Annotated in this window: 22 protein-coding genes; 9 read left to right on the top strand and 13 right to left on the bottom strand. The window is 60.9% G+C overall.

Annotation, left to right across the window (positions count from 1 at the left end):
* Together AB8B33_RS01950 and AB8B33_RS01945 are read right to left on the bottom strand one after the other, a co-directional pair.
* The gene (locus AB8B33_RS01950; RefSeq protein WP_439014165.1) at positions 1 to 1,206 is read right to left on the bottom strand and encodes an FAD-binding protein; all 1,206 of its coding nucleotides are present in this window, start codon (positions 1,204 to 1,206) and stop codon (positions 1 to 3) included.
* Positions 1,203 to 2,642 (bottom strand): FAD-linked oxidase C-terminal domain-containing protein, encoded by a 1,440-nt coding sequence (locus tag AB8B33_RS01945; protein WP_439014164.1) that lies wholly within the window; start codon positions 2,640 to 2,642, stop codon positions 1,203 to 1,205. Before AB8B33_RS01945 ends, AB8B33_RS01950 begins: the two co-directional genes overlap by 4 nt.
* Before the next feature lie 136 nt (positions 2,643 to 2,778).
* Here AB8B33_RS01945 and AB8B33_RS01940 point away from each other — a divergent pair, with 136 nt between their 5' ends.
* The gene (locus tag AB8B33_RS01940; RefSeq protein ID WP_439014163.1) at positions 2,779 to 3,675 is read left to right on the top strand and encodes a LysR family transcriptional regulator; all 897 of its coding nucleotides are present in this window, start codon (positions 2,779 to 2,781) and stop codon (positions 3,673 to 3,675) included.
* Between the two features lie 18 nt (positions 3,676 to 3,693).
* Here AB8B33_RS01940 and AB8B33_RS01935 read toward each other — a convergent pair whose 3' ends face one another.
* Positions 3,694 to 4,545 carry a LysR family transcriptional regulator gene (locus AB8B33_RS01935; protein WP_439014162.1) on the bottom strand — a complete coding sequence of 284 codons (852 nt, stop codon included), beginning with the start codon at positions 4,543 to 4,545 and terminating at the stop codon, positions 3,694 to 3,696.
* Between the two features lie 104 nt (positions 4,546 to 4,649).
* Here AB8B33_RS01935 and AB8B33_RS01930 point away from each other — a divergent pair, with 104 nt between their 5' ends.
* Entirely contained in the window at positions 4,650 to 5,636 is a 987-nt protein-coding gene (locus AB8B33_RS01930) for a zinc-dependent alcohol dehydrogenase family protein (protein ID WP_439014161.1), read from the top strand.
* 121 nt (positions 5,637 to 5,757) lie between these two features.
* On the opposite strand, the gene AB8B33_RS01925 is transcribed toward AB8B33_RS01930, so the two are convergent.
* Together AB8B33_RS01925 and AB8B33_RS01920 are read right to left on the bottom strand one after the other, a co-directional pair.
* Complete coding sequence (locus tag AB8B33_RS01925) at positions 5,758 to 6,915, bottom strand: adenosylhomocysteinase (protein ID WP_439014160.1); 1,158 nt, start codon at positions 6,913 to 6,915, stop codon at positions 5,758 to 5,760.
* Positions 6,916 to 7,006: 91 nt separating this feature from the next.
* Complete coding sequence (locus tag AB8B33_RS01920; RefSeq protein ID WP_439014159.1) at positions 7,007 to 7,885, bottom strand: LysR substrate-binding domain-containing protein; 879 nt, start codon at positions 7,883 to 7,885, stop codon at positions 7,007 to 7,009.
* Between the two features lie 269 nt (positions 7,886 to 8,154).
* On the opposite strand from AB8B33_RS01920, the gene AB8B33_RS01915 reads away from it, so the two are divergent.
* From AB8B33_RS01915 to AB8B33_RS01895, 5 genes are all read left to right on the top strand, one after another.
* Entirely contained in the window at positions 8,155 to 8,667 is a 513-nt protein-coding gene (locus tag AB8B33_RS01915; protein WP_439014158.1) for an NUDIX hydrolase, read from the top strand.
* 62 nt (positions 8,668 to 8,729) lie between these two features.
* On the top strand, positions 8,730 to 10,226 hold the full coding sequence (locus AB8B33_RS01910; RefSeq protein ID WP_439014157.1) for an inorganic phosphate transporter: 1,497 nt from the start codon (positions 8,730 to 8,732) through the stop codon (positions 10,224 to 10,226).
* A gap of 14 nt (positions 10,227 to 10,240) precedes the next feature.
* Positions 10,241 to 10,978, top strand: coding sequence for a 16S rRNA (uracil(1498)-N(3))-methyltransferase (locus AB8B33_RS01905; RefSeq protein ID WP_439014156.1), 738 nt, complete (start codon positions 10,241 to 10,243; stop codon positions 10,976 to 10,978).
* A gap of 144 nt (positions 10,979 to 11,122) precedes the next feature.
* On the top strand, positions 11,123 to 12,496 hold the full coding sequence (locus tag AB8B33_RS01900; protein WP_439014155.1) for a glutamate--cysteine ligase: 1,374 nt from the start codon (positions 11,123 to 11,125) through the stop codon (positions 12,494 to 12,496).
* A gap of 95 nt (positions 12,497 to 12,591) precedes the next feature.
* Complete coding sequence (locus AB8B33_RS01895) at positions 12,592 to 13,464, top strand: DUF937 domain-containing protein (protein WP_439014154.1); 873 nt, start codon at positions 12,592 to 12,594, stop codon at positions 13,462 to 13,464.
* Positions 13,465 to 13,550: 86 nt separating this feature from the next.
* Here AB8B33_RS01895 and AB8B33_RS01890 read toward each other — a convergent pair whose 3' ends face one another.
* On the bottom strand, positions 13,551 to 13,850 hold the full coding sequence (locus AB8B33_RS01890; RefSeq protein WP_439014153.1) for a DUF1127 domain-containing protein: 300 nt from the start codon (positions 13,848 to 13,850) through the stop codon (positions 13,551 to 13,553).
* Positions 13,851 to 14,057: 207 nt separating this feature from the next.
* On the opposite strand from AB8B33_RS01890, the gene AB8B33_RS01885 reads away from it, so the two are divergent.
* Positions 14,058 to 15,017 carry a LysR substrate-binding domain-containing protein gene (locus AB8B33_RS01885; RefSeq protein ID WP_113325684.1) on the top strand — a complete coding sequence of 320 codons (960 nt, stop codon included), beginning with the start codon at positions 14,058 to 14,060 and terminating at the stop codon, positions 15,015 to 15,017.
* A 6-nt stretch (positions 15,018 to 15,023) separates the two neighbouring features.
* Here AB8B33_RS01885 and AB8B33_RS01880 read toward each other — a convergent pair whose 3' ends face one another.
* The 4 genes from AB8B33_RS01880 to AB8B33_RS01865 all read right to left on the bottom strand — a co-directional run bounded on the left by AB8B33_RS01880 (position 15,024) and on the right by AB8B33_RS01865 (position 18,206).
* Entirely contained in the window at positions 15,024 to 15,665 is a 642-nt protein-coding gene (locus AB8B33_RS01880; RefSeq protein WP_310378648.1) for a TetR/AcrR family transcriptional regulator, read from the bottom strand.
* Between the two features lie 259 nt (positions 15,666 to 15,924).
* Positions 15,925 to 16,800 carry a dienelactone hydrolase family protein gene (locus tag AB8B33_RS01875; RefSeq protein ID WP_439014151.1) on the bottom strand — a complete coding sequence of 292 codons (876 nt, stop codon included), beginning with the start codon at positions 16,798 to 16,800 and terminating at the stop codon, positions 15,925 to 15,927.
* Between the two features lie 115 nt (positions 16,801 to 16,915).
* A complete protein-coding gene (locus AB8B33_RS01870; RefSeq protein WP_439014150.1) occupies positions 16,916 to 17,332 on the bottom strand; it encodes an MAPEG family protein in 417 nt (138 codons plus the stop codon).
* A gap of 100 nt (positions 17,333 to 17,432) precedes the next feature.
* On the bottom strand, positions 17,433 to 18,206 hold the full coding sequence (locus tag AB8B33_RS01865) for an SDR family NAD(P)-dependent oxidoreductase (protein ID WP_439014149.1): 774 nt from the start codon (positions 18,204 to 18,206) through the stop codon (positions 17,433 to 17,435).
* 97 nt (positions 18,207 to 18,303) lie between these two features.
* On the opposite strand from AB8B33_RS01865, the gene AB8B33_RS01860 reads away from it, so the two are divergent.
* Positions 18,304 to 19,221, top strand: coding sequence for a LysR family transcriptional regulator (locus AB8B33_RS01860; RefSeq protein WP_439014148.1), 918 nt, complete (start codon positions 18,304 to 18,306; stop codon positions 19,219 to 19,221).
* 66 nt (positions 19,222 to 19,287) lie between these two features.
* Here AB8B33_RS01860 and AB8B33_RS01855 read toward each other — a convergent pair whose 3' ends face one another.
* The 3 genes from AB8B33_RS01855 to AB8B33_RS01845 all read right to left on the bottom strand — a co-directional run bounded on the left by AB8B33_RS01855 (position 19,288) and on the right by AB8B33_RS01845 (position 22,491).
* Positions 19,288 to 19,836 (bottom strand): hypothetical protein, encoded by a 549-nt coding sequence (locus AB8B33_RS01855; RefSeq protein WP_439014147.1) that lies wholly within the window; start codon positions 19,834 to 19,836, stop codon positions 19,288 to 19,290.
* 2 nt (positions 19,837 to 19,838) lie between these two features.
* A complete protein-coding gene (gene guaB, locus AB8B33_RS01850; RefSeq protein WP_310378657.1) occupies positions 19,839 to 21,323 on the bottom strand; it encodes an IMP dehydrogenase in 1,485 nt (494 codons plus the stop codon).
* Between the two features lie 175 nt (positions 21,324 to 21,498).
* Positions 21,499 to 22,491 carry an MBL fold metallo-hydrolase gene (locus tag AB8B33_RS01845; RefSeq protein ID WP_310378659.1) on the bottom strand — a complete coding sequence of 331 codons (993 nt, stop codon included), beginning with the start codon at positions 22,489 to 22,491 and terminating at the stop codon, positions 21,499 to 21,501.
* Between the last annotated feature and the right edge of the window lie 135 nt (positions 22,492 to 22,626).

Raw genomic sequence — 22,626 nt, 5'->3', positions numbered from 1 at the left:
TCAGTGTCCCGCCATCTTCCCCGGGTTGAAGATCCCCGACGGATCGAACTTTTCTTTCACGCGGCGCGAAAGCAGTGCCACTGCCTCTTCCTCGGGATGGAAGGCTGACGTCGCCGCTCTTGCCTGAGCCGAGGCGCGGATGAGCGTCGCATGGCCGCCACCGAGCGCCTTGATGAAGCGGCGGACCAGATCAGCTTCCGGATCGGCTTCCATGCGCATCCAGACTAGACCACCCTGCCAATCGTAGAAAGCATCGACACCGGCTTCCAGCCGCAGGGCCGCAACAAGCTGATGGCCAATGCCCGGTGCGACGGAAGCACGCCAGACATGTCGGGCGGTGCCATCGGCATAGGGCGCCACATCGCGGACTTCCTGCCAGAGCTGGCGGCTGGAGGCCCGATCCAGGCTCGCGACCTGCCCGAAGGGCGCCATCGCCGACAGAAGCTTTGCCACGCGCGATTCCACCGAGCCGGGTAGGCCTTCGATGCGCAGCACCGTCGCCTCGCCCTCGGGCAGGTTGCCGCCGAGAAATTTCCAGGTCACCGTCAAAGGCAGGTGAGCAGCACCCGAGGCCTCCACCGGCAAAGCCATGGCCGCTGCCATAGCATTTGCGGCCTCGGCATCGTTGAGACCGGAGATGACGACAGTCTCCTCCGTCTTCGCACGCGGCGGCACACGGAAAGTCACCTCGGTCAGGAAGCCGAGCGTGCCATGCGAGCCGGCGAGCAGCTTGACCAGATCGAGGCCCGTGACATTCTTCATCACGCGGCCACCTGCCTTGATGATCTCGCCTTTGCCGTTGACGAAGCGGATGCCGAGCAGGCTGTCACGAGCAGCCCCCGCCACGAAGCGGCGCGGGCCGGAGACATTGGCGGCAAAGACGCCGCCGATCGTCGGTTCGCCCGAGGTGCCCATCACGGCGCGATGATCCATGGGTTCGAAAGCCAGCATCTGGTTGTTTTCGGCAAGGGCCGCCTCGACTTCGGCGATTGGTGTACCCGCCTTTGCTGTCATCACCATCTCACCGGGATTGTAGGAGACGATGCCGGACAGGCCAGTCGAGCGCAGGCGATCCTCCGCGTCGACCGCATTACCGAAACCAGAACGCGTATCGCCGCCGCTGATGGCGAGCGCACGACCCTCTTGCGCATGCGCGCGGATGATCGCTGCGGCTTCTTCTTCGCTTACAGGCACCAGATCGATCATGCGGCAGGACGCCCCTCGAGCGGGAAGACCTTGGAAGGGTTCAGCAGCCATTGCGGATCGAAGGCGGCGCGCGCCGCCATCTGCTGGGCAAGATCGGCCTCGGAATATTGATGACGCATCAGATCGCGTTTCTCGATGCCGACGCCGTGCTCGCCGGTCAGGCAGCCGCCGGAATCGACGCAGAGCTTCAGGATATCGTTGCCGGCCGCTTCCGCCTTGGCGGCATCCTCGGGGTCATTGGCATTGAAGAGAATCAACGGGTGCATGTTGCCGTCGCCGGCATGGAAGACATTGGCGACGCGCAGGCCGTAACCGGCGACGATCTCGGACGTCCGCTGCAGCACATGCGAAAGCTGGCTCAGCGGCACGGTACCATCCATGCAGATGTAATCGGCAATGCGGCCGGTGGCGCCGAAGGCGGACTTGCGCCCTTTCCAGATCAGCGCCGCCTCGGTTGCCGACTGGCATTCGCGCACCGTCTTGACGCCATGTTTGCGGGCGATGTCGACGATGCTTTTCAGCATGTCGTCCATTTCCGCTTCCGATCCCTCGACCTCGACGATCAGGAGCGCGCCGACATCAAGCGGGTAGCCGGCATGGGCGAAGGCCTCGCAAATCTCGATCGCCGGCTTGTCCATGAATTCGATGGCAACGGGAATGATGCCGGCGGCGATGACGTCGGCGACACAGCGGCCTGCCTCCTCGGAGCTTTCGAAACCGAAAAGCACCGGCCGGGCGCCTTCCGGCTTGGCGATCAGGCGTACCGTCGCTTCGGTGACGATACCGAGCTGGCCCTCATGACCGCAGACGAGGCCGAGCAGATCGTAGCCCGCCGCATCCAGAGCCTTGCCGCCGAGCTCGATCACCGTGCCGTCGGTCAACACCATCTTGACGCCGAGCAGGTTGTTGGTCGTGACACCATATTTCAGACAGTGCGCACCACCGGAATTCATGCCGATATTGCCGCCGATTGTGCAGGCCAGCTGCGAGCTCGGGTCGGGCGCATAGAAGAAACCGTCCGCCGAGACGGCTTCGGAAATGTTGAGATTGGTGACCCCGGCCTGAACCACGGCGCAGCGATTGGCGAAGTCGATCTCCAGGATGCGGTTCATCTTCGACAGGCCGAGCACGACGGCATCTTCCTGCGGGATGGCGCCGCCCGAAAGCGAGGTGCCGGCCCCACGAGGGACGACCGGAATGCCGTAGCGATGACAGTATTTCATGATGGCTGCCACCTCCGCGGTCGAGCGCGGCAAGGCAACGGCGAGCGGCAGGCGGCGGTAGGAGACGAATGCATCAGTCTCGAAGGGCACGAGTTCGCGCGCTTCGTGGATCAGGCATTCCGGCGGCAGGAGATCGACGAGATCGGCAACGATTTCCTTGCGGCGCGCAAGAACGTCGGGGCGCGGAGCGAGGAACGAAATGGCGTCGGACATGGCGTTCTCCCTCGGCCAACATGACGGAAACCGGTGACAAATCCTCCTTGTAACCGGTTCTTTCGGCTTAGCACTTTCCCGAAACCGGCGCAAATGTTAAGCACTTATGCCAAAAGGGAAAAAGTTATAAAAGCTTATGACCAATCTGGGTGATCTCGAAATCTTTGCCAAGGTCGTTTCAACCGGCAGCATGTCGCTCGCCGGCCGCGCGCTCGGCTTTTCCCCTGCCGTCGTCTCCAAGCGCATCAAGCGGCTGGAGGACCGGCTCGGCACGCGGCTCCTGCAGCGCACGACAAGGCAGATTTCGCTCACCGAATCCGGCCAGGGTTTTTACGATCGCGTTCTCGGCATCCTGGCAGGGCTCGAGGAGGCGGAATTCTATATTTCCGGGCGTTCGGCGCAGATGCACGGCACGCTGAAGATCTCGGCGCCTACCTCCTTCGGCCGCATGCATATCGCCCCGCATCTCAAGGCTTTCATGGAGGCGCATCCGGAGCTGGCGATCAATCTGGTGCTGACCGACGAGTTCAGCGATATCGTCGGCGGCGGCTTCGATCTCGCCATCCGGATCGCGGAACTCACCGATTCCAGCCTTGTCGCCCGCCGGCTGGCGCCTGTGCGTCGGTTGCTCTGCGCCTCGCCCGATTATGTTGCTGCCAATGGCATGCCCAAATATATCGAAGAGTTGAAGCAGCACCGCTGTCTGCCGGCCCATAACAATGATGTCTGGCGGCTGGACGGGCCGGATGGGGCCTTCAGCCTGCGGCCTGAAGGCATGCTGATCACCAATTCCAGTGAGGTGATCCGCGAAACAGTCATTGCCGGCCTCGGCATTGCGCTGCGTTCCACCTGGGACATCGGCGAAGAGCTGAAGAACGGCAAGCTCGTGCAGGTGCTGCCGGCCTACGAGGGTTCGCACAACGTTACGCTCTCGGCGGTCTACCCAAGCCGGCAGTTTCTGCCGGCCAAGGTTCGGTTGTTCATCGATTTTCTGGCCGAGCTCTACGGCCCTGTTCCCTACTGGGAGCGCTGAGCTCGGGCGAGCAGGCGACTAATCCGCCAGCTGCTCGATGACGAGATCGAGCAGCGCCCGAAGCCGCGCCAGCCGTTTCATATCGCGGTGATAGCCGACCCAGGTATCGCGGCCGGGCGGCGCTTCGCCGAGATCGACGGGCTCGATGGCTGGAATGGCATCGCCGAGCGGGCACGGCAGGACGGCAAGGCCGGCGCCGTTGGCGCAGAGGGTCGCCTGCACATCTCTGTTATTGCTGCGCATGGCGATATCAGCCTTCGGCAGCAGACGCTTCAGCCAGCCGACATCGGGCATGCCGCCGAAGGCCTCATCCATGGTGACGAGACGGGCGCCGGCCCCATCACCGGCCTCGGGATGTGGCAGGCCGCGGCGGATATAGAGGCGGTAATCGATATGCAGCAGCTTGCGGGATATGACCTCCGTCTCGGTGAATGGGGCGATGCGGAAGACGATATCGGCCTCGCGGCGCGCGAGGCTCATGAGGCGGCTGTCGGTCAGGAGTTCGATGACGACTTTCGGATAGGCGGCCGAGAACTCCGCCAAGACCGGTGAAAGCACATGCGCGCCGAACCAGTCGGACGAGGACAGGCGCAGCAGGCCGTCGAGCTGCTTGTTCTGGCCGGCAAGCTCGCGCTCCAGGCCGAGCGCTTCCTCTTCGATACGTTCTGCATGGGCAAAGACGGTCGTACCCTCATCCGTCAGGATGAAGCCATCGGCGGTACGCTGAAAGAGCGTCTGGCCGAACGAGACTTCGAGTGCACGCAGCCGCCGGCCCATGGTCGGCTGCGTCAGGCCGAGGCTGCGGGCGGCAGCACCCAGCGTTCCGAGCCGCGCGATGGCGAGAAAGAGTTTGAGATCGCTCCATTCCAAGGGTTTAGCCTCAAACAAAAATGCATGACCTACATGCGTTATCTTTGATTTTCATTCAGAATTCAACGCGGCATTCTGCGTCCAACAGATCAAGGAGAAGTTCCATGAGCAGCATGAAAGCAGCGCTTGTCGAAGCGCAGAATGCCGAATTCACCATTGCCGATATTGCAAAGCCCGTCGCGGAAGGCGGTCAGATTCTCGTGCGCATCAAGGCCACTGCGCTCAATCCGCTGGATACGAAGATCCGGGCCGGCGAGGCCGCCCATGCACGCCATCCCCTGCCCGCCATTCTCGGCATCGACATGGCAGGGATCGTCGAGGCGGTTGGCCCTGGCGTGACCAGTTTTCGCGTCGGTGACGAAATCTATGGCATGACGGGTGGCGTCGGCGGGTTGCAGGGATCGCTGGCGGAATTTGCCGCCGTCGATGCCGATCTCATTGCGCTGAAGCCGCGCAATCTCACCCTGCGCCAGGCGGCCGCCCTGCCGTTGATCGCCATCACCGCCTGGGAAGGTCTGGAAGAACGCACTCAGGTGAAGGCCGGGCAGAAGGTGCTGGTCATCGGTGGTGGTGGCGGCGTCGGCCATATCGCTGTGCAGATGGCAGTCGCTGCCGGTGCCGAGGTCTATGCCGTCGATAGCAGTTCGAAGGCCGCATACATCCTCAGTATTGGTGCAACGCCGATCGACTATACGAAGGAGACGACCGAAGATTTTGTCGCCCGATATACCGACGGGAAAGGATTCGACATCGTCTACGATACGATCGGCGGAAGGGGCCTCGATGATGCCTTCCAGGCCGTCGCCAAGTTCGGCCATGTTGTCAGCAGCCTCGGCTGGGGCACGCATTCGCTGGCGCCGCTTTCCTTCAAGGGCGCCAGCTATTCCGGCGTCTTCACGCTGGCACCGCTGCTGACCGGCGAAGACCGCGCCCACCATGGCGAAATCCTCAAGCAGGTCGCACAGCGTGTCGAAGCCGGAATGCTGATGCCAAATCTCGATCCGCGGCAGTTTTCGCTCGCAGACGTGGGAGAAGCCTATCGGCTGCTCGAAAGCCGTCAGGCCGAAGGCAAGGTCGTCGTGGAAATCTGACGCTCTGTCTGTTCGTTTCCCGCAATTGCGGACGCAAAACCGCTACGCACTTTCACTGGAATTGCTTTCTTGCTTACGCAATTCCACACGCAAAACCGCTACACACTTTTGCTGAACTGCTTTAGCGCGCCAGATCAAGATAGGCGCTCGCGACCATTGCGTCGATATCCGCGGGCACCGGCACGATGCAGGATTCGGCGCCGACACTGCGCTTTGCGACCCGCTCCAGGCAGCGGGCCTGCAGGGTGAAGCCGAGGTCCATGGATTCGACAGAGTTGCCGAGCGGGCGTGGGCCGGCGAGATTGGCCATATGACCGCCGCCGAGCACGTGGAAGGACCGACCGTCCTTCAGGTGGAAGGTCTCGATAAAATCGGCCTCGTACCGATCGATATCAACGACATCGGGATGGCTGCGGAAGGCTGCGACATCGATCTCATGCGGGAAATGCCCCCCGTTCATGAGGATCGCACCGTCCTTGATCAGCGGCAGATCGGTGACAGTGACAATGCCGGGAAAACCCGTGACAGTGGCGATCACGTCCGCCGAGCGGATCGCCTGTTCGCGGAGCGGCGTGATGAAGCCGTCGAGATGCGCCTCCAGGCTGGTAACAGGATCGATATCGACGACGCTTACCGTCGAGAAGGCGTTGCGGAAGGCGGCGGCCGTGCCCTTGCCACAGGCGCCGTAACCGAAGACGGTCACACGCTTGCCATTGGTGGAGCGGTTGGTGAAGCGCATGTAGCTTTCGAACAGGCTCTGGCCGACGGCATGCCTGTTTTCGGCAAACTGCTTGATCGGGCTGTCATTGATGACGAGGATCGGCATTGCCAGCTTGTCGCGCATCGGCAGCAGGCGGGTCCGGCCGGAGGTCGTTTCTTCCGTGCCGCCGAGCAGATTGGCATAGGGCTTGTCGGCTGCGATCGCGAAGAGATCACCACCATTGTCCAGCAAGAGATCGGGCTTTTCAGCAACGACGGCTTCAAGGTTCCGGTGATGGGCGACGGGATCAGTCGTCTGGGTTGCGAAGACAGTGATGCCCCGCGCGCGCAGGAATTCCACGGTTGCCGGCTGTGTACTGTTCAGGTTGCCGGTGCAGATCAGGCGTGCTCCACCGGCCCGCAGAGTCATCAGCAGAGCGACCGTCTTCGGTTCCAGATGGATGCCGGTGCCGATCGAAAGACCGGCAAACGGGCGCGTCTTTTCGAATTCCGCAGCCGTTGCCTTCAGCAGGCGGCAGCTATTGCCGATCCAGTCTATGCGTGTCGCAGGTTTTTCCATCTCATGCCCTTTCGTTCCCCTCTGTTCTAGCGAGGCAAAGATAGGGCGGGCATGGAGATATTTCTGATGAAAGGGCAGAAAAACTGCCCTTTCAGGACGCGCCGCCCGAGCGCAGCAGCCAGTTGCGGAGCGCCGCGAAGGCTGGCCGTTTCGCATCTGATGTCCGGCAGCAGAGGCTGTAGCCAGCCGGCCGGCGGATGAAGCCATAAGGGGCGGCCAGAATGCCGCGGGCGAGATCGTCCTCGATCGAAGCCTTCGGCGCCAGCGCAATGCCGAGGCCCGCGCGGGCAGCGCCCACTGCCAGAAGAAGATCCTCAAATTCCCGAAGACGGGAAAAGGAAACAGGGGGCGTACCGCTTTCTGCAAACCATTCTGTCCAGAGTTTTGGCGCGCTGCGACTGACAAGGATGTTTACTTCCGCCAAGGCCGCGGTATCGCCTGCAAGTCTGCCGGCTATTGCGGGCGCTGCAACCGGGCCGAATTCATCCTCCATGAAGCGTGTCTCGGTGATACCGGCAGAAGATCTGATCTCGCCGCCCATGATCACGGCATCGAAATCCGGATGTTGTGACAAGGGCTCGACTACCGTCATCGGCACGATATCGACCTCGATATCGCCAAGGCTTGCCTGCATGTCGGCCGCTCGCGGCATCAGCCACCAGATGGCGAAAGCCGACGGCACGCCAAGGCGGATGCGCTGCCTGGCCGCCTCTTCGAATTCATCGGCGGCGCGTTTCAATATGGTCAGGGCAGCACCGGCGGCCTCGGCAAAGGCGCTTGCCTTCTCGGTCGGAACCAACTTGCGGCCGTCACGCACGAAGAGCTTGCTGCCGAGGTGATCTTCGAGCGTCGATATCTGCTGGCGCACGGCGCCGCGCACCACGCCCAGCTCTTCGGCCGCCTTCAAAATGCTGCCGTGACGACAGACAGCTTCAAAGGCGCGGATCGCGTTGAGGGGTGGGAGTCGCATGGTTACCACACTGCAGAAAATCACGGTGGATCAGAAGATCTCGCCATTGAATGAAAAACAAGGTCGGGCCATATTGTACAGCTGTGCAAGACGACGCATTCGAGACAGGAAATGGCGGAATTTCCGAACCTGCCTGGCCTCGATTTTTCCTATGTACAGTGGATAAAATAGTTTTTCGGTCCGTTTTGCACGTATGGATCGCGCAAGCTTTTCATATCATACTAATATAACAACGACTCAGCTTAACGATCGTAAAGGTGACCCGACAATTGACCCTTCTTGCCCGCCTGGCTTCTGATGTGCAACTCATGTTTCGGCGTCCGCCGCGACAGCAGTATGCTGCGCTCTGTTATCGGGTCAAAAAGAAGACGGGTGAGCTTGAGGTTCTGCTGATGACCAGCCGCGATACCGGGCGGTGGGTGATCCCCAAGGGCTGGCCGATGAACCGCAAATGTGCCTATGAAGTTGCGGCGCAGGAAGCCCTGGAAGAGGCTGGCGTACGCGGCACGGTGGAAACCGAAACGCTCGGCGACTATACCTACGCCAAGGTTTTGCGCGACGGCATGAAGGTGACCTGCAAGGTTCAGGTCTATGCCCTCGAAGTAACTGGTGTGGCGAAGAATTTCAAAGAAAAGGGCGAGCGAACCGTCGAGTGGGTTTCCTGCGACGAAGCGGTCAAGCGCGTCCAGGAAGCCGAACTGCGTAACCTGTTCCTCGCCTTTAAACGGCGCATGGCTGAAAAGCTTTCCAGCGGCATTCCGAAGCAAATTCCGGCTGAATAAGTCTTGCCATCTTGTGCCGCTAGAAAAGGCGGCGCAAAAGCAGGATTTAGCCAGGAAACAGAATGCCGCAACGCAACACCATCCTTACGAAACGCACGCTTGATAAGGATCTCGACAAGGTCACCCATGTCGAGGATGCGGCCAAATATGTCTCGCGACGGCTGGTGGCGCCCGGGCTTGGCTTGATCTTTCTCGGCCTGGCGATGCTTTTTGCCGGCGTCTATGTGTTCGACAGGCCCGGCGCGGTGCTGGTGATTGCGGCTGCAGCACTTGCCGCCTACATGGCGATGAATATCGGCGCCAACGACGTGACCAACAATGTGGGCGCAGCGGTTGGTGCACGCGCCATCACCATGAAACAGGCACTCATCATCGCCGCGATCTTCGAGGTGCTGGGCGCGACGATTGCCGGTGGCGAGGTCGTCAAGACGATTTCGTCCAGTATCGTCGATACGGTTCAGGTCCCGCCGGCAACACTCGGCTGGATCATGATGGCGGCGCTCACGGCTGCCGCACTCTGGATCAACCTCGCCACCTGGATGAATGCGCCGGTTTCGACGACGCATGCGATCGTCGGCGCTGTGATCGGTGCCGGCGTGGGAGCGGTCGGATTCGAGCCGGTCAATTGGCGGGTCATGCTGGAAATCACCGCGAGCTGGATAACCTCGCCGTTGATCGGCGGGCTGGTCGCCGCGGGGCTCCTCTATCTGGTCAAGACCCTCATCGTCTATCGCGAGGACAAGATCGCCGCCGCCAGGCAATGGGTTCCCATCATGATCGCCGTGATGGCCGGCGGTTTCATGGCCTATATGGTGCTGCAGCTCGCACCGCGGGGTCGGTACTCATCGCTGACGATCCTCCTGATCGGCATCGGGATCGGTCTCGTCAGCTGGCTCGTGGTGCGGCCGGTCATCCTGCGGCAGGCAGAGAACCTCGAAAACCGCAACAGCTCGCTTCGCACACTGTTCCACTTTCCGCTGATCGGCTCGGCCGCCCTGCTCTCTTTCGCACATGGCGCAAACGATGTCTCCAATGCGGTCGGTCCGCTTTCGGCGATCGTTCACTCTGCCGGTATTGCCGACAACGGCATGATCGGCCACCCGCCGCTCTGGGTGATGCTGATCGGCGCCTTTGGAATCTCGGTCGGCCTTCTGCTTTTCGGGCCGCGCCTTATCCGGCTCGTCGGTGAGGAGATCACCAAGCTCAATCCGACCCGCGCCTATTGTGTAGCGCTCTCGACCGCCTTCACGGTCATCGTCGCCTCCTGGCTCGGCCTGCCGGTCAGCACCACCCATATCGCCGTCGGCTCGGTGTTCGGCGTCGGCTTTTTCCGCGAGTGGTACACGCGCAATTCGAAGCGCCGTATCGAATTCATACGCCGCAAGACTGAAAGCTTCGAGATCGACGAGCCGGAGCCGAACGTTCATGAAGCCCGACGGCGTTATCTGGTTCGCCGGTCGCATTTCATGACGATCGTCGGGGCGTGGGTCATTACAGTGCCGGTCTCGGCCGCGCTTGCGGCGGTGATTTATTGGGCTATGTTCGCGCTCTTCATGTGAGTCAGGGTCTTAAGATGCGCGCCAATTTCCGCATGCAGCGGCTTTTCATCAATGCTCCCTTGTCAACAGGTGCCGCCGTCGAGGCCAATTCGGAGCAGTTCAACTATCTCGCCAATGTCCTGCGTATGGACGAGGGTGCGGAAATTCTGCTCTTCAACGGCCGCGACGGCGAATGGAAGGCGAGCCTCACCTTCCCCACCCGCAAGCGCATCCTGCTCACGGCGACGGAAGAGACGAGGCCGCAGCCTGCCCCATCCGACCTGCACTATCTCTTTGCGCCGCTGAAGGTCGGCCGCATGGATTATCTGGTGCAGAAGGCGGTGGAAATGGGCGCCGGCTTTTTGCAGCCGGTCATGACTCAGCATGTGCAAGGCAAGATCACCAATCTCGACAAGATCCGCGCCAATGTCATCGAAGCGGCGGAACAGTGCGGCATCCTCGGCATTCCCGATGTGGCCGAGCCCGTGCGGCTTGCCGATCTGCTCGACCGCTGGCCTGCGGACCGGCGCATCATCTATTGCGATGAGGGCGACGCGGGGCAGAACCCGCTGCCGCTGCTTTCCAAAGTGACCGAACGGAAGATTGCGCTGCTGGTCGGCCCTGAAGGCGGCTTTTCGGAGGAGGAACGAACGCGCCTGCACAGCCTCGATTTCGTGACCGCTATCCCCCTCGGGCCGCGCATCCTGCGCGCCGACACGGCAGCGGTCGCAGCTATGGCCGTGATACAGGCTGCCATCGGCGACTGGAATTAACTGCCGAAGGCCGATTGAAAGGAAAGTGCTGCTATTTTTTTGATGACCTGTTGAAACAATTTCACTTGCAACTTAGCTGGCTTGGGCACTAATCACCCTTCCAATTGCCCCGGCCCCGGCGCCTTCCCGAATACAGGTACTTTCATGGCTCGCGACACCACCGACCAGACGCCGATCTCTTCGGTTCAGGAGCTGACCGACTATCTTGCCGCCGGCAATAAGCCGAAGGACCGGTTCCGCATCGGCACGGAACATGAGAAGTTCGTGTTCTTCCGCAAAGACAACAGCCCGGTTCCCTATTTCGGCGAAGCCAGCATTTCGGCGCTGCTGAAGGGCCTGCAGGCCAAGAGCGGCTGGGAGCCGATCACGGACGGCGACAATATCATCGGTCTTGGCGAGCAGAGCGGCATGGGTGCCATCTCGATCGAGCCCGGCGGCCAGTTCGAGCTCTCGGGCGCACCGCTTGAAAACATTCACCAGACCTGCAAGGAATCCAACCAGCATCTGGCGCAAGTGCGCGAGATCGCAGAGCCCATGGGCATCGGTTTCCTCGGCATCGGCGGCAGCCCGAAATGGACCTATGCGGAAACCCCGCATATGCCGAAGTCGCGCTACGAAATCATGACCAGCTACATGCCTGAGGTCGGCACCCGTGGTCTCGACATGATGTATCGCACCTGTACGATCCAGGTGAACCTCGATTTCTCCTCGGAAGACGATATGCGCCGCAAGATGCGCGTCTCGATGAAGCTGCAGTCGCTGGCGACCGCGCTCTTCGCCTCCTCTCCTTTCACCGAAGGCAAGCCGAACGGCATGCTCTCCTGGCGCGGCGATGTCTGGCGCGACGTCGACAACAGGCGCAGCGGGCTCCTGGACTTCACCTTCCGCGACGATTTCGGCTTCAAGGACTATGCCGAATGGGCGCTCGACGTACCCATGTATTTCGTCATGCGCGACGGGCACTATCACAGGGCGACCCACGTCACATTCCGCCAGTTCATGAACGGCGCGCTGAAAGGCGAGATCGCCGCCTATGAGCCGACGATGGGCGACTGGACGAATCATCTTTCGACGCTCTTCCCAGATGTGCGCCTGAAGCGCTTCCTGGAAATGCGCGGCGCGGATGGCGGGCCGTGGCGGCGCATCTGTGCCCTGCCGGCCTTCTGGGTCGGCCTGCTCTATGATGACGCCGCTCTCCAAGCCGCCGACGAACTGACCAAGGACTGGGGTTTTGCAGAAGTGAATACGCTGCGCAACGCGGTGCCGGAAGAAGGTCTCAAGGCCGAGTTCCGCGGACATGCGCTGATCGACACGGCGCGCGAGGTCGTCAATATTTCCCGCGCCGGCCTGAAAGCACGCAACAGGCTGAATGGCGACGGCGTCGACGAGAGCATCTTCCTGGCACCACTCGACGAGGTTCTGGCCAAGAAGGCGACGCTCGCAGAGGATCTGCTGGCGCTCTATCACGGCCGCTGGAACGGCTCGGTCGAGCCGGTCTTCCAGGAATATCAATACTAAGAGGCAAGCCGCCCCTTCCAAAAAGCCGTTTGCGCAATCCCATTTCGAGCTATAGTGGCGCGAATATGCGCCGCTATTCCGGGAAAGGGACTTTCATGCTGCCACTCTTCGACATGATGATGCAGGCGCAGAACGGGGCGGCGATGGACGCCGTTGCCAAGCAGTTCAACCTCGCGCAGGAACAGGCAACAAAGGCGATGGCCGCACTGACGCCGGCCTTTTCCGCCGGCCTCAAGCGCAGCACCAGCAACCCTTATGATTTCGTCGGCCTTATGCAGGCCGTGGCGTCGGGCAATTATGCCAAATATTTCGAGGACATGAACAGGGCCTTTACCCCTGAAGGCATTTCCGACGGCAACAATATCCTCGCCCAGCTTTTCGGCTCCAAAGAGGTCTCGCGCGCCATTGCCGCGCAGGCGGCGCAGATGACCGGCATCGGCCAGGAAATCTACAAGCAGATGCTGCCGGTCATGGCGGGCACGCTGATGGGCGGGTTGTTTAAGCAATCGATGGGGCAGATGGCGACACCGGTCAATCCCTTCGTCAATACCGCCATGGGCGAGACGATCCAGCAATGGCTTGAGAGCACCGGTTTTGCGCCGAAGCCGAAGGCAGCACCCGAGCCCAGCATTTTCGATAATCCGTTCACACAGGCCATGCAGCTGATGTTCAGCGTGCCGAAACCGGAAGCGGCGCCGCAGCCTGCCAATCCTTTCCTCGACAACCCCTTTGCCAAGGCATTCCAGGAAATGATGGCCGGTTTCCAGCAACCGACAGCGAAGGCTCCGGAGCCGCCGAAGGAAGAACCGAAAGCCGGCGACAGCTATACTGAGATGCTGAACGCCATGTTCGACAGCGGTCTCGAAGTGCAGAAAAGCTATCAGAAGAACCTTGAAGCCATCTTCGAGGCCTATCGGCCCAAATCCGCGCCCTCCCCCGAAGATCCCGCTCCCACCGCCAAGAAATAAAAAAACCCGGAGATGGCTTGGGAAAGCCGATCACCGGGTTAAGCAGCAGGGCTATTGGCTATCACCCTGCGGGGAAACGCGTGCGTTCAGTCCCTGTAGGGGCGCATGACCGCAATACGCCAGCGGCGCTTGGCCGCCTGCGTCAGATGCTCCGACGGATCTTCAAAGAAGGTCGAAGCGAGGAAAGCGGAGGTGACATCTGCCCGCGTCAGGCCGATATCCCGCAACTGGTTATCATCGAGATCGTGCAGCCCATTCACCTGCGAGCGATTGCGCACAATGCGAAGGGCGGTTGCCAGCGGCGCAAGGCCAGCCATAAGACGCTGCATGAACGTCGGGGCGAGCTTGCCGCAGTCGAGTTCTAGTGTCTGTTCATGAGTGCGCATCGAACTCTCCTTTCTTCGGGGCGCAGAACAGCCCACCCCGCCTGCGAGGTCGTGCAGGAAGGGCAAAGCTGGTCACAGGTTGGACAGGCAGGGTGTCTGTCCTTCACTTTGCTTGATTTGCATCCCGAAGATGCCAAAGACCTATTGATCAGTCCAACGAATGTTTCTAATGATTAGCATCAGAGATCTTTATGGATGGATGAGATCATGTCGGCGCCTCTTGATATCGACCAGTTGCAGACCTTCATCGCAATTGTGGACTCCGGCAGTTTCACCAAGGCGGCCGACAAGGTCTACAAGACACAGTCCGCCGTTTCCATGCAGATGCGGCGCCTGGAAGAACGCATCGGCAAGCAGCTCTTCATCAAGGACGGTCGCGGCAACCGGCTGACGGTCGAGGGCGAAAAGCTGCTCAATTATGCGCGCCGCATCATACGCCTGAACAATGAGGCAATCGCCGCCTTCGACGACAACAGGCTGGAAGGCACGCTGCGTATCGGCACGCCTGATGATTATGCAGACCGCTACATGCCGGAGATTATTGGCCGCTTTGCCAAGACACATCCGAATGTCGAGCTCTATATCGTCTGCGAACCTTCGGTCGACCTTGCCGAACGCATGCACAAGGGCGAGCTCGATATCGCGCTTGTCACCCACAATCCGCGCGAGCGCATTTCGGATGTGGTGCGGACGGAACCGCTCTGCTGGGTGAGCTCGGCCAACCATCCGATCCGCGACGATGCGCCGGTCCCGCTTGCCGTCGGCCGGCGCGACTGCCAGTGGCGCCAGCTCGCCTGCTCGGCGCTCGATGCCGTCGGGCGTGAATATCAGGTTCTGTTCACCAGCTGGTCCTGCACCGTGGTCGCCTCCGCAGTGCTCGCCGGCATGGCAGTCTCGGTCATGCCGGAATCAGCACTCCGGACAGGCATGAAGGTCTTGAGCCAGGCAGACGGCTTCCCGGCACTGCCGCCGGTGCAGATCGGCATCATGAAGCGGCCCGGCGTTTCGCTGTCGCTGATGAACGCGATTACGGCACATATTACCGCCTGCCTCGACAATATCACGCCGACCGTCATCGAAGATGGGCTGGAGCAGGATGGGAAGACAGGCTACGCCCGTCACTATCCGCGGCTCAAGGCGGCGGCGAGCATGATGCCGAGCTGGTAGGTCGTCTCAAGCTGCCGAAGCGGACGTCGGAGCAAATAGGGAAGCGCGGACCACGCGCTTCCACTCATCGAGAATGCGCTCGCCAAAGCCATCCTCGCTCAAGACCGCAAGGCGGATCGCCGCGCCGATCAGGTGGCTGAAAAGGTAAGTGCGCGCTTTCATCTGCTCATCGCAGAATTCCGGCGCCAGACGGCGCACGGCCTCCTGGAAGATCTCGGCGACCTGGCCGCTATGCTCGATGTTCAGGCGCAGGAGATCCTGATCCGTCTCCGTACCCATCCAGACGCCGAGATAGGCGGCATCGTTGCGGTATTCGGCATAATACCAGTCGATCATCGCCGAGATCAGGTCGAGCGCTTCATCGAGGGATCGAACATCCGCGAACATCTCCGCCGTCTTCTGCTGGATCGCCTGCGCATGGCGGTCGAACAGCGCTTTGACGATCGCCGCCTTTTCCGGGAAATACTGATAGACCGAACCGATCGGAACTTTTGCGGCGACGGCAAGTTCGGTCATCCGCATGGCGCTGACGCCCTTTTCGGCGATGATGGTGGCTGCGGCGTTGAGGATGAGATCCAGCCGCTGGATGCTTCGCTCCTGTTTCGGCTTCCTGCGAAGAGCAATACGATCCGAAATGTCCGCGCCCATGTGGTTCCCATCTGTCTCGTTATTGAGCGGCGGAAATGATGTGTCATACCGGCGCGTCGGGCGGATATGACATGCAGGTATTCATCCGTCGTAAAGGGAAATGGTCGGATTTTAAGCAATGGCAAGAGCGCAGGGGCAAAGGGGCGTTACGCCCCGTTTTGGCCTGTGCAAAAGTCAGTCTTAACACTTCATTCAGCAAGGCAGGCTGAGCACTTGTCACCCTGCCTTTTTCGTCTTGCGGCACACTCTCCAGGCCTGGTCAGGCGAGGTTCTGCTTCAGAAATTCGACCGTGCGGCTCCAGGCGAGATCGGCTGCCGCCTTGTCATAGCGGGCAGCGGACGTGTCGTTGTTGAAGGCGTGGTTGACCCCCTCATAGACGTAGATCTCAAATTTTTTACCATTCTCCTCTAGCGCCTTCTTGTAAGCGTCGATGCCGGCATTGATGCGATCGTCGAGGCCGGCATAGTGGAGCAGCAGCGCCGCCTTGATTTTGGGAACGTCAGAGGCCGGCGGCTGCGCACCATAATAGGCCACGCCTGCCTTCAGCTCGGGTGACTTGACCGCGAGGTTGTTGACCGCGCCGCCGCCCCAGCAAAAGCCGATCGCGCCGACATTGCCGTTCGCAGCCTCGAGCTTGGAGAGGTAGACGACAGTCGCCTCGCCGTTCGCGACGGTCGTGGCCGCATCGAGTTTGCTAAACATGTCACGCGCCTGATCCTCATTCTGAGTCGTGCCACCCTGCGGCGAAAGGAAATCGGGCGCGAGCGCTACGAAACCTTCGAGCGCCATGCGGCGGGCGACATCGCGAATATGCGGGTTGAGGCCGCGGTTCTCATGGATGACGATGACGGCGCCGAGCTTGCCGGACGCATTCTTCGGCTGCACCAGATAACCCTTCATGTCACCGCCGCTGCCGGGATAGGTAATATCCTGGGCGGTCAGGCGATCGTCGTTTTCGGCGACGACCTCGGCGGCTGCCTTGTTGGCCGCCAACAGCGGCGCGATTGCCGCGGCCGCGGTTGCCGAGCCGGCAAGCTTCGTGAGCTTGTCCATGAAGCTGCGGCGATCCAGCGTCAGGTGCGTATATTCATCATAGGCATTGATCATTGCCTGCGTAATGACGGGCTTTTCCATGACAGTCCTCCTCTATTCCCACCCCGTGCCCAATCGGTAAGGGGGAACTTAGGTCAGCAGCCGGTAACGCAGGAACAAAACTGTGTTACCAGCTTATCTGAGGAAATCGCCCGGATCAGGAGAACAGCATCCAGCCGGCAAGCCAGGCCCACATGGCTCCCAGCACGACAAAACCGGCGGCAAAAAGCGGGCTGCGATAGCGCAGATCGTTGCTGGTGATATGCACATAGGCATGGACATACCGCAGGGCGACGAAAAGCCAGGCAAGCCCGACGGCCACCAGATTATCCGCCTCGGTGATATAAAGAAGAATGCTGCAGGCATAGAAGAGCACCGGCAGCTCGAACTGGTTGGCGAGGTTGTTCTTGACGAAAAGGCATTCGGGCGGTTCGTCACGGTTCTCGCGATAGCCGGATTTCTTCATCCGCCCCTCACGAACCGCCTTGCCACGGCGCAGACCAAGCACTCCGTAAAGGATGTAGACCAACAGGACGTGGGCAAGCAGAGGCCAGAACATCTCAAAGCCGGTCATCATCATTCCTCTCACTTCGGCGACGGCGGGAGCAGTAGCGGAAAGACCGGACAGATACCAGAGCCATGACGGCCCGCCGTGGAGCGGGCCGTCTTCAGGGTCAGACCTGGGCGATACCGCCATCGACGAAGATCTCGGCGCCGGTGATGAAGCTCGAATCCTCTGTCGCGAGGAAGAGGGCCGTTGCGGCGATTTCTTCCGGGCGGCCGACGCGACCCATCGGAACCTGTGATGCCATATAGTCCAGCAGGCCCTGCTGCTGTGCCTTGTCCTGGCCCGCGAGCTCAACGAGGCCTGTCGTTTCGGTCGGACCAGGGCTCAGCGTGTTGATGCGGATGCCGCGGTCCTTCAGGTCGAGGATCCAGTTACGGGAGAAGTTGCGGATCGCTGCCTTGGAGGCGGCATAGACGCTGAAGGCCGGCGTGCCCGATACCCCCGCCGTGGAGCCGGTCAGGATGACAGAGGAACCCTGCCCGAGCAGCGGCAGCGCCTTCTGCACCGTAAAGAGCACGCCCTTCACATTGCGCCCAAAGGTATCGTCATACTGTTCTTCGGTGATTGCGCCGAGCGGCGCAAACGAGCCGCCACCGGCATTGACGAAGAGCACGTCAATGCGGCCGGCCTCCGCCTTCACCTGCTCATAGAGGCGATCGAGATCGGCAAGCTTTGCCGAGTCCGCCTGGATGCCGGTGACATTGCCGCCGATCTCGGCGACAGCCGCATCAAGAACCTCCTTGCGGCGGCCGGTGATGAAGAGGCGTGCGCCTTCGGCTGCGAAGCGCTTTGCGGTGGCAAGGCCGATGCCCGACGTGGCGCCGGTGATGACCGCGATCTTTCCGTTCAGTCTCCGTGTCCCATTCAGTGTCTGGTTCATTGTCGTCGTCTCCTGTTCTGTTCGACTGAACTGAAGATGTGGACGGGTCTTTCGTTTCTGAATAGAAAGAAATGAAAGATATCATTGCAGGAATGAAATGATGGGTTTTCCGGATTTCGAGGGCCTCGCCATGTTCGCCAAAGTGGCGGAGGAGCGCTCCTTCGCCCGCGCGGCCAAGACGCTCGGCGTTTCCGTACCGACGGTGTCGCGGGCGGTCAGCCGGCTGGAGGACCGGCTCGGTGCGCGGCTCTTCAACCGCACTTCCCGGCAGCTGGCACTCACCGATTTCGGGCTGCGGCTCGTCGACCGCGCCCAACGCATCTATGCTGAGGCGGAGGCGGCCGAGAATGCGGCGCGCGAACTTTCCAGCCAGCCACGCGGGCTGATCCGTCTCGCCGTACCGATGGTCTTCGGGCGGCAATGGCTGGCGCCGATCCTGCCCGATTTCTTCGAGCTCTATCCCGATATCTCCATCGACATGCATATGAGTGATGCGGTGGTCGATCTCGTGGGCGAAGGCTTCGATGCGGCATTGCGCATCGCGGTGCTGCCCGATTCCTCCCTCGTGGCGAAACGGCTGACACCTGTCGCGCCCTTCATTCTCGCAGCCCCCTCCTATCTCGAAAGATACGGCTGTCCACGGCACCCGCGAGACCTCGCGGCCCATCATTGCCTCGGTTACGCCTACCGGCCGCGGCAGGATGTCTGGCGCTTCAGCAACAAGGCGAGCGAAGAGGAGATCGTGGTGCCGACAGGACCGCTGAGGGCAACCAATTCGGAAGCACTGATCCCGATGGCGTTGCGCGGCCTCGGCATCGTCGAACTGCCGGAATTCATGGCTTACGAATACCTGAGCGACGGACGCCTGAAGGCGATCCTGACGGACTGGACCTTGCCAAAGGGCGCCCTTTATTTCGTTACGCCCTCAGCGCGTGCCCGGCCGGCGAAAGTGGAAGCGCTGGGAGATTTCCTCGCGGCAAAGCTTTCACAGCCGGTGTGGCGCTGGCCGCTATAAGCAATTCCAGCAAAATGTGCAGCGGTTTTGCGTCCGGAATTGCGCAAAAGGAAGTGCTGCAAGCATTCAGTTTTCGCGCGTTTGGTGGAGAATTGCGCTTCTCACGATCAGAATGGCGCAGATGGCAAGGCTTGCGAATTTCAGCTTCGTCATCCACGGCAGGATCTGCGCGGCAAAGCCTGCCGCAACACTGTCGCTGAAGGCAACAAGGCTTGAGATGTTTTCTGCGTAATCGGCGAAGCCGTAAATGAAGGGCAGGACGTAAGTAATCCGGCCGAGCAGGTGGGGCGCCTGCCGGCCGCGCCATGTCTCTATCGGGCCGAGCCGCAGGAAAATCACGAACAGAAGGGCTGTCAGCAGAGCCGGAAAGATGAGCTCCGGGCCGAAATACATGGCCCGGAGAATGCCGCTTGCCGTCTCGTTCTGATCGAGCAGCGTCTGCATATGGAAGACCGCGGACTCGTCATAGCCTACAAAATAGGTATCGAGCACCGCCTGCCCCGTCTCATGCTGGAAGGGCACGGTGTAGCCGAAGGTAGTCCAGCCGAGGACGATGAGGCAGAGGGCCGCGAGCAGCGCGATGATCCAGAGCGGAACCCGGCTGCCCGTTTCCATGATTAGACGCCGACGCCCGGATAGTTCGGGCTTTCGCGGGTGATCGTCACATCATGCGGATGACTTTCACGCAGGCCGGCGCTGGAGATGCGCACGAAGGTGGCGCGCTCCTGGAACTCCTTGATGTCCTTGCCGCCGACATAGCCCATGGCAGCCTTGAGGCCGCCCGCGAGCTGATGCAGGACGCCGGAGACCGGGCCCTTGTACGGCACCTGTCCCTCGATGCCCTCAGGCACGAGCTTCAGCGTGTCGCGCACTTCCGCCTGGAAGTAACGGTCTGCCGAACCACGCGCCATAGCACCGACGGAGCCCATGCCGCGATAGGCTTTGAAGGAGCGGCCCTGGTAGAGATAGACTTCGCCGGGGCTTTCATCGGTACCGGCAAGCAGCGAGCCGATCATGACGGCAGAAGCGCCCGAAGCGATGGCCTTTGCCACGTCGCCCGAGAACTTGATGCCGCCATCGGCGATGACCGGAATGCCCTGCGCATTCGCCGCCTCGACCGCCGACATGATCGCAGCAAGCTGCGGAACACCGACGCCGGCGACGACACGCGTCGTGCAGATCGAGCCCGGGCCGATACCGACCTTGACGGCGTCAGCGCCGGAATCGATCAGCGCCTTGGTGCCGTCATAGGTCGCGACATTGCCGGCCATGATGCGCACCGAATTGGAGAGCTTCTTGACGCGGGCAACGGCTTCCAGAACGCGAGCCGAATGACCATGGGCCGTATCGACGACGAGCAGGTCGACGCCGGCATCGATCAGCCGTTCGGCACGCTCGAAACCATCGTCACCGACGCCGACGGCAGCGGCAGCACGCAGGCGGCCCTGCGCATCCTTGGAGGCGTTCGGGTTCAGTTGTGCCTTTTCGATATCCTTGACGGTGATCAGGCCGACGCAACGGCCCTCACCATCGACGACCAGCAGCTTCTCGATGCGGTGAGAGTGCAGCAGCCGCTTGGCCTCCTGCTGATCGACGTTTTCCTTGACCGTCACCAGATTCTGATGGGTCATGAGTTCGTAGATCTTCTGGGTCGGGTCGGATGCAAAGCGGACGTCGCGGTTGGTGACGATGCCAACGAGGCGGCCGGATTTCTCGACAACCGGGATGCCGGAGATGCCGTGCATCTTCATCAGCGCCAGGGCATCGGCGAGCGTAGCATCCGGGCCGATGGTCACGGGATTGACGACCATGCCGCTTTCGAACTTCTTGACCTGACGAACCTGCTCAGCCTGCTCGACGGGGGTAAGGTTCTTGTGAATAACGCCAAGGCCGCCGGCCTGCGCCATCGCAATCGCCAGACGGCCTTCAGTGACGGTGTCCATCGCTGCTGATATGATCGGGATATTCAGCTCGAAGTCGGGTGCGAGGCGCGTTGCGACACTCGTCTGACCCGGCAGGACTTCGGAATGACCGGGTTGCAGCAGCACGTCATCGAAGGTGAGTGCGTCGAGTCCGGTTGGCGTTTCAATGATGCGAGCCATGGCCAAATTCCTTCAAGAAAGAAAAATGCGTTCCACCCGGTACGAATCGTCCGCACCGGCGGTGTGCATGAGTTTATGGAAGTTGGCGAGGGCTGGTAACACGTCTATGACAGGAAGGAAATAGCAAAAAAGCCCGGCACGTGGCCGGGCTTGGTATGGCAGCCATGCGTCTCGTTCAAATGTCGAACTGATAGGTCTTCGGCACGAAGCGGTAACCGGTCTCCTGCTTTTCGACAAAACCGACTGACGGGAACGGCATGTGGTAGCCAAGGAAGGCGATCTTCTCGGTGGCGATCATGTCGAACACCTTCTTGCGGGTTGCGGCTGCCTGCGCCTTGTCCATGTCGAAACGCACCTCCCAGTCCGGACGCTGCAGCGACAGGATGTAATGGTTTGCCGTATCACCCGTCATGACCAGCCGCTTGCCCTCGGATTCGACATGAAAGACCATGTGGCCGGGCGTGTGGCCGGTTGCGAGCATCGCGGTCAGACCGGGCGCAATCGTATCACCTTCCTTGACGAAGGTCGCCTTTTCGGCGAGCGGCACGACATTGGCGAGCACCGCCTTGTGGCCGCCTTCGGCAGGCGTGCCTTCCCGCGCCTTATCCGACCAGAAATCGTATTCGGCCTGGCCGATGACATAGCGGGCATTCTTGAAGGCCGGAGCACCACCTTCCATCAGACCGCCAATATGGTCCCCGTGCAGGTGCGTCAGGGCCACGACGGTGACGTCGTCAGGTGAATAACCTGCCGCCTTCAGCCCGGCGGTGAAATGGCCCAAGCCGCGTTCGCGGCCGGCCGCACCGAAGCCGGTATCGACGACGATGACGTCGGAACCCGTATCGACTACCGCGGGTGCATAGCTGTTTGCGAACTTGTCGGTCGGCAGGAAATTGGCGGCGAGAAGCGCCTGGACGGTTTGCGGGTCCTGGTTGGAACCGAAGGTCTCATAGGGCTTTTCGAGCACGTTGAAACCGTCGCGGACGGCAGTGAACTTGAAGGAGCCGAGCTTGAACTGATTGATCTGCGGCTGCGGGGTAACTTCCATATTGCCTGTTTCTCCAGTTGCGGCCGCATAGGCCGTTCCTCTCAGGATGACCGGCGCGGCGAGCAGACCGAGGCCTGCGGCAAAAAGCGCGCGTCGCTTTATTCCATGAAAAATCGTCATATATCCATCCTCGACACTGTGCGGTGCGTCGCCGCACGACCCCCGATATTCCAGCCGGATTGATACAGGATTTCTGGCCCCGGCCGGGTAAGCATATGTCAATCTTGAGAGGCGAAAGTGTCGGGCAAGTCGTCT

Source organism: Rhizobium sp. 768_B6_N1_8, from assembly GCF_051811225.1.
In the GTDB taxonomy this organism is placed as follows: domain Bacteria; phylum Pseudomonadota; class Alphaproteobacteria; order Rhizobiales; family Rhizobiaceae; genus Rhizobium.
The sequence above is the reverse complement of the archived record's forward strand: the minus strand, read 5'-3'. Positions and strand labels throughout refer to the sequence as shown.